The sequence below is a fragment of the Rhodobium orientis genome (assembly GCF_003258835.1).
GTDB classification, from domain to species: Bacteria; Pseudomonadota; Alphaproteobacteria; order Rhizobiales; family Rhodobiaceae; genus Rhodobium; species Rhodobium orientis.
In genome coordinates, this window is the sequence record NZ_NPEV01000100.1 from 1 (window position 1) to 4,725 (window position 4,725).

Below are 4,725 nucleotides of genomic sequence, written 5' to 3' on the forward strand. Positions count from 1 at the left end.
CGGAAGGTCTGCGAGCAGGTGCCGTGGTGGCGGTAAAAGGCCCCGACCGTGGCAAAGGCCGACGACCGGCCGGCCTTGACCTCCTCATATTCCCTGATCAGGAAACGCCACTTCTGAACATAGTTCCGTTCAATCGTCCGGTCATAGCTGTTGTCGCGCATGGGTCGCTCCTTTCCGCAATCCCATCAGCGAATATCTGAACTTGCACAGCAATGACGAGTACTCCCGAAATTCAACAGATCACCCTCCCTTAAAGGAGGTCCTCGGCAAGGTCACGCCAATCGGGATTGGCCTCTTCGATCAATCGCAGTTTGCGCACCCGTGATCCCGCCTTGATCTGCTTTTCCCGCGCAATCGCCGTTTCCATATCGTCGAGGATCTCCGCATAGACAAGGACGCGGCATCCATATTGAGAAGCGAAACCACCGCTCGTCCCAGTCCTGTGCTGGTGAATCCGGGCATTCAGATCGGACGTCACACCGGTATAGAGCGTGCCATTCCTCTTGCTCGCCATGATGTAAACGGCCGGACGTTTCATCTTTGGCCAACCCTTTCGCCGTCATTGCGAGGAGGCGTAGCCGACGAAGCAATCCAGTTTCGGCACCAGTTGCCCTGGATTGCTTCGCTTCGCTCGCAATGACGGTTATCGGTTACCGACCTCCAGGAAGCTAGTTCCGGCTCTTGTCGACAAGGGCCTTTTCCTTGATCCACGGCATCATGCCGCGCAGTTTCTCGCCGATTTCCTCGACCTGGTGGGCGTCGTTGATGCGCCGGGTCGCCTTGAAGGACGGCTGGCCGGCCTTGCACTCGATCATCCAGTCGCGGGTGAAGCGGCCGGACTGAATGTCGGAAAGGATACGCTTCATTTCCGCCTTGGTCTCGGGCGTGACGATGCGCGGACCGGAGACGTACTCGCCATATTCCGCCGTGTTGGAGATCGAGTAGTTCATGTTGGCGATGCCGCCCTCATAGATCAGGTCGACGATCAGCTTTACCTCGTGCAGGCACTCGAAATAGGCCATTTCCGGCGCGTAGCCGGCCTCCACCAGGGTCTCGAAGCCGGCGCGGATCAGCTCCACCAGGCCACCGCACAGCACCACCTGCTCGCCGAAGAGGTCGGTCTCGCACTCTTCCTTGAAGGTGGTCTCGATGATGCCGGAGCGGCCGCCGCCGATTGCAGACGCATAGGCCAGCGCGATGTCGTGGGCGTTACCGGAGGCGTCGTGGTCGACCGCCATCAGGCACGGCACGCCGCCGCCGCGCTGGTACTCGCTGCGCACGGTGTGGCCCGGGCCCTTCGGGGCGACCATGATGACGTCAACGGTGTCCTTCGGCTCGATCAGGTTGAAGTGGATGTTGAGGCCGTGGGCAAAGGCGATCGCCGCGCCGTCGCGGATGTTCGCGGCGATCTCGTCGCGGTAGATGTCGGCCTGCAGCTCGTCCGGGGTCGCCATCATCATGACGTCGGCCCAGCCGGCGGCCTCGGCAACGCTCAGCACCTTGAGGCCGTCGGCCTCGACCTTGGCGGCGGTGGAGGAGCCGGGGCGCAGCGCTACGGCAACTTCGGCAACGCCGGAATCCTTCAGGTTGAGGGCATGGGCGCGGCCCTGGCTGCCATAGCCGACGACAGCGACCTTCTTGCCCTTGATCAGGTTGAGGTCGGCGTCACGATCGTAATAAACGCGCATTTCGAAGTCCTTCTCTTTTGTTGTCTGGTGTTTGCAGCGCCCCTCCCATCGGGCGCCCGGTGGGGTTCAGTCGGGATCCGGCGCGGTGCCGGGCTCCCGGGTGGCGGTGTCGGCCCCGAAGAGCCGGAAGAAGCGGTCGACGGCGGCCTCGGCAAGGGCGGCGAAATCCCGCTCCGACGGCCGCGGCTCGGCGCCGAGCAGCATGCGGGTGTGGGTATCGCCGATGATCAGGCCGTAAAGGGTGCGGTAGGCGGCTTCCACGTCGGTAAAGACGAGGTGGCCGCGCCGGCGCCCGGTCTCCAGGACGGCATGGGCGCGCCGCTCGATGCGCCCGCGGCCATGCTCCAGGAGCAGGTGGCCGAGCCGGGCATCGTCCCGGTTCGCCTGGCCGATGGCGAGCCGGTTAAGGGCGAGCGAGGCATCGCCGGCAAGGACGGTCAAAAGGTCGGTGCCGAACAGCACCAGCCGCTCGCGCACGGTGTCGCGACCGCCGGCGGCCTCGTCCGGAAAGCGGACCTTGCGCGCCTGGAACGAGACGACGGCGGCCAACAGGCCGTCCCGGTCGCCGAACCAGCGGTAGAGGCTTTCCTTGGAGCAGTTTGCGGCCCGCGCGATCCCGGCCGTCGTCAGCGCCCGCTCGCCGCCTTCGACGAGCAACTGCAGGGCGCTTTCCAGGACCGCGTTCTGCCTGTCGCTGAAATCCACCTGGTCGATCTGCTGCTCTGTCGTCGGCGCCATGACGTCGTTCGATGTCCCGGTCGCGTTGCGCTCTGGGTCTCCGGCTGCCCGCAGAAAGGCACATGTTTTGCCATGCGGCGGCTACCAATTGCATCGAACCGTACCGTACGGTTCGGACGGAAACATGACTCGTCCCGGCTTTGCCGTCAAGGCGAAAAGGCAAGCTGAATCGCCGCAGATCTGGAGAAAGGAGCCGGCTCGGCTTGCGTCCGGGAGCGCGCCCGTGCCCTAGCGCGGACGGTGTTGGGGGTCGAAACGCCGGCCCGCCCCCCTCTACCGGACATTCGATCGCTGATCCCCCGGCCGCACCAAACCCAATGTCGATCGTCGCGGGTCTGCCGATTCCGGCCCGAGAACCTCGTCCGAATCGCCACGTGGCGCGCGCACCGGACCGTCTTCGGGCCGTTTGTCGACGGATCGGCCCGCACGGTGTGCGGCATCGGCGTCGATTGCGTTTTGGCGGGGCGAAAAGATCAGAAATCAATCGATTTGACGGCGCAGATTCGTTAGTATCCGCCCATGCCCCATCTGCTGCCGGCTGTAAGGACGCGGCTTCGCTCCGTTACACGCTGGCGCGCGATTTTGATTTCGCATCTCCCAAGCAAGCAACCAATAGAGGTCACCGTGAGCATCAACACAGACCAGATTAACAAGATTCGCACCGAGAACGGTTTCATCGCTGCATTGGACCAGAGCGGCGGCAGCACGCCGAAGGCGCTCGCCGCCTATGGCGTCAACGCCGACGCCTACAGCAACGATGCGGAAATGTTCGACCTCGTCCACGAGATGCGCACCCGCATCATGACCAGCCCGGCCTTCACCGGCGACCGGCTGATCGGCGCAATCCTGTTCGAGATGACCATGGACCGCGAAGTCGAGGGCAAGGGCACCGCCGACTATCTCTGGGACGTCAAGAACGTCGTTCCGTTCCTGAAGGTGGACAAGGGCCTTGCGGACGAGAAGGACGGCGCCCAGGTGATGAAGCCGATGCCGGACCTGGCCGACCTTCTGGTCCGCGCCAAGGCCAAGAACGTCTTCGGCACCAAGATGCGCTCCGTCATCAAGACGTCCAACCCGACCGGCGTCGACGCCGTCGTCGACCAGCAGTTCGAGATCGGCAACCAGATCGTCGCTGCGGACCTCGTGCCGATCATCGAGCCGGAGGTCGACATCAAGAGCCCGGACAAGTCCGGCGCCGAGGAGCTGTTGCTGAAGGCCCTGATGAAGCACCTCGACCAGCTCGGCGAGGGCAAGCTCGTCATGCTGAAGCTGACGCTTCCCGAAGTCGACAACTTCTACAAGCCCTGCATCGAGCATCCGAACGTGCTGAAGGTCGTGGCGCTTTCCGGTGGCTATTCGCGCGAAGAGGCCAACCAGCGCCTCGCCCGCCAGAACGGCATGGTCGCCAGCTTCTCGCGCGCCCTGAGCGAAGGCCTCTCGGCCCAGCAGAGCGACGAGGAGTTCAACAAGACGCTCGATGCCGCCATCGAGAGCATCTACCAGGCCTCGCGCACGTAAAGCTGCGGGTCCGGAAATATCAGGGGCCTTCGGCGCAACGCGCCGGAGGCCCTTTTTTGTGCGCAACGACGCCCCGCGGCGCCCCCAGTCGCAAATATCTTCAAGGAAACGCGCGCCGGGCCTTGGCCCGGCCGAGCACCTTGTTGCCGGCACCGAGCGCCTCGACGGTGAACTGGTAGGTGTGCCGGCTCGGCGGGCACGGTCCCTTGTAGCGGAACGCGCCGTAAGGAATGTTGCGCTTGCCGCTCCAGGCGACGGTGCCCCCGCCATGGGGATAGTTCGGCGCGTTGAGGTCGACCATGCGGAAGCGGAGCTTCCTGGTTCCCTTCGGCACCTTGCCGACGCGCATCGGCGGCGACTTGGAATCGAAGCATTTCTTCGTCGGCCCCCAGGAAAAGCCGAGGCTCATGGCCGATGCCGGGCTCGTGACGGCCGATGCGGCAAGAAACGCCCCGAAAAAGAGCGCGCACAGAAAACCTCGAATGGCCATGGATTTCCTCCCCGTCGGAATGACCGTTTTTGACGGGTCAAACGGTATCGAATTTCCGCAAATCGGGGAAGGCAACCGGGCCGACGTCACACCATTGTGTGCGGGCGGCGGCGAACGCCGCGAGCGCAGCGAGGCTGGCGCGAGCGAAAAATCGAAACCGCCAGGCTTCGCAAGGCCGAACGGCCGCCGGCGCTCATGCGCCGCTCTCGCGGCGGCCAGCGAACGCAAGTGAGCGCTCGGCCGGAGACAGAAAACAAAGCCGTCAGGCTTCGCAAGCCCGAACGGGCGCCG

At 64.1% G+C, this 4,725-nt stretch carries 6 protein-coding genes; 2 read left to right on the forward strand and 4 right to left on the reverse strand.

Going from position 1 to position 4,725, the window contains the following annotated elements; genetic code table 11:
- Window positions 1-250 precede the first annotated feature (250 nt).
- The 3 genes from CH339_RS23385 to CH339_RS23395 all read right to left on the reverse strand — a co-directional run bounded on the left by CH339_RS23385 (window position 251) and on the right by CH339_RS23395 (window position 2,426).
- Complete coding sequence (locus tag CH339_RS23385; RefSeq protein ID WP_111436827.1) at window positions 251-538, reverse strand: GIY-YIG nuclease family protein; 288 nt, start codon at window positions 536-538, stop codon at window positions 251-253.
- A gap of 130 nt (window positions 539-668) precedes the next feature.
- On the reverse strand, window positions 669-1,688 hold the full coding sequence (gene ilvC, locus CH339_RS23390) for a ketol-acid reductoisomerase (protein ID WP_111436828.1): 1,020 nt from the start codon (window positions 1,686-1,688) through the stop codon (window positions 669-671).
- A 66-nt stretch (window positions 1,689-1,754) separates the two neighbouring features.
- Complete coding sequence (locus tag CH339_RS23395; RefSeq protein WP_111436829.1) at window positions 1,755-2,426, reverse strand: TetR/AcrR family transcriptional regulator; 672 nt, start codon at window positions 2,424-2,426, stop codon at window positions 1,755-1,757.
- A 624-nt stretch (window positions 2,427-3,050) separates the two neighbouring features.
- Between CH339_RS23395 and CH339_RS23400 the strand changes: the two genes are divergently transcribed.
- Complete coding sequence (locus tag CH339_RS23400) at window positions 3,051-3,944, forward strand: fructose bisphosphate aldolase (protein WP_245408195.1); 894 nt, start codon at window positions 3,051-3,053, stop codon at window positions 3,942-3,944.
- Between the two features lie 100 nt (window positions 3,945-4,044).
- On the opposite strand, the gene CH339_RS25235 is transcribed toward CH339_RS23400, so the two are convergent.
- The gene (locus CH339_RS25235) at window positions 4,045-4,434 is read right to left on the reverse strand and encodes a YbhB/YbcL family Raf kinase inhibitor-like protein (RefSeq protein WP_244669045.1); all 390 of its coding nucleotides are present in this window, start codon (window positions 4,432-4,434) and stop codon (window positions 4,045-4,047) included.
- Here CH339_RS25235 and CH339_RS24485 point away from each other — a divergent pair.
- Window positions 4,427-4,666, forward strand: a complete 240-nt coding sequence (locus CH339_RS24485) for a hypothetical protein (RefSeq protein ID WP_146610288.1) — start codon at window positions 4,427-4,429, stop codon at window positions 4,664-4,666. The two genes, CH339_RS25235 and CH339_RS24485, sit on opposite strands and share 8 nt — an antisense overlap.
- Window positions 4,667-4,725 lie beyond the last annotated feature (59 nt).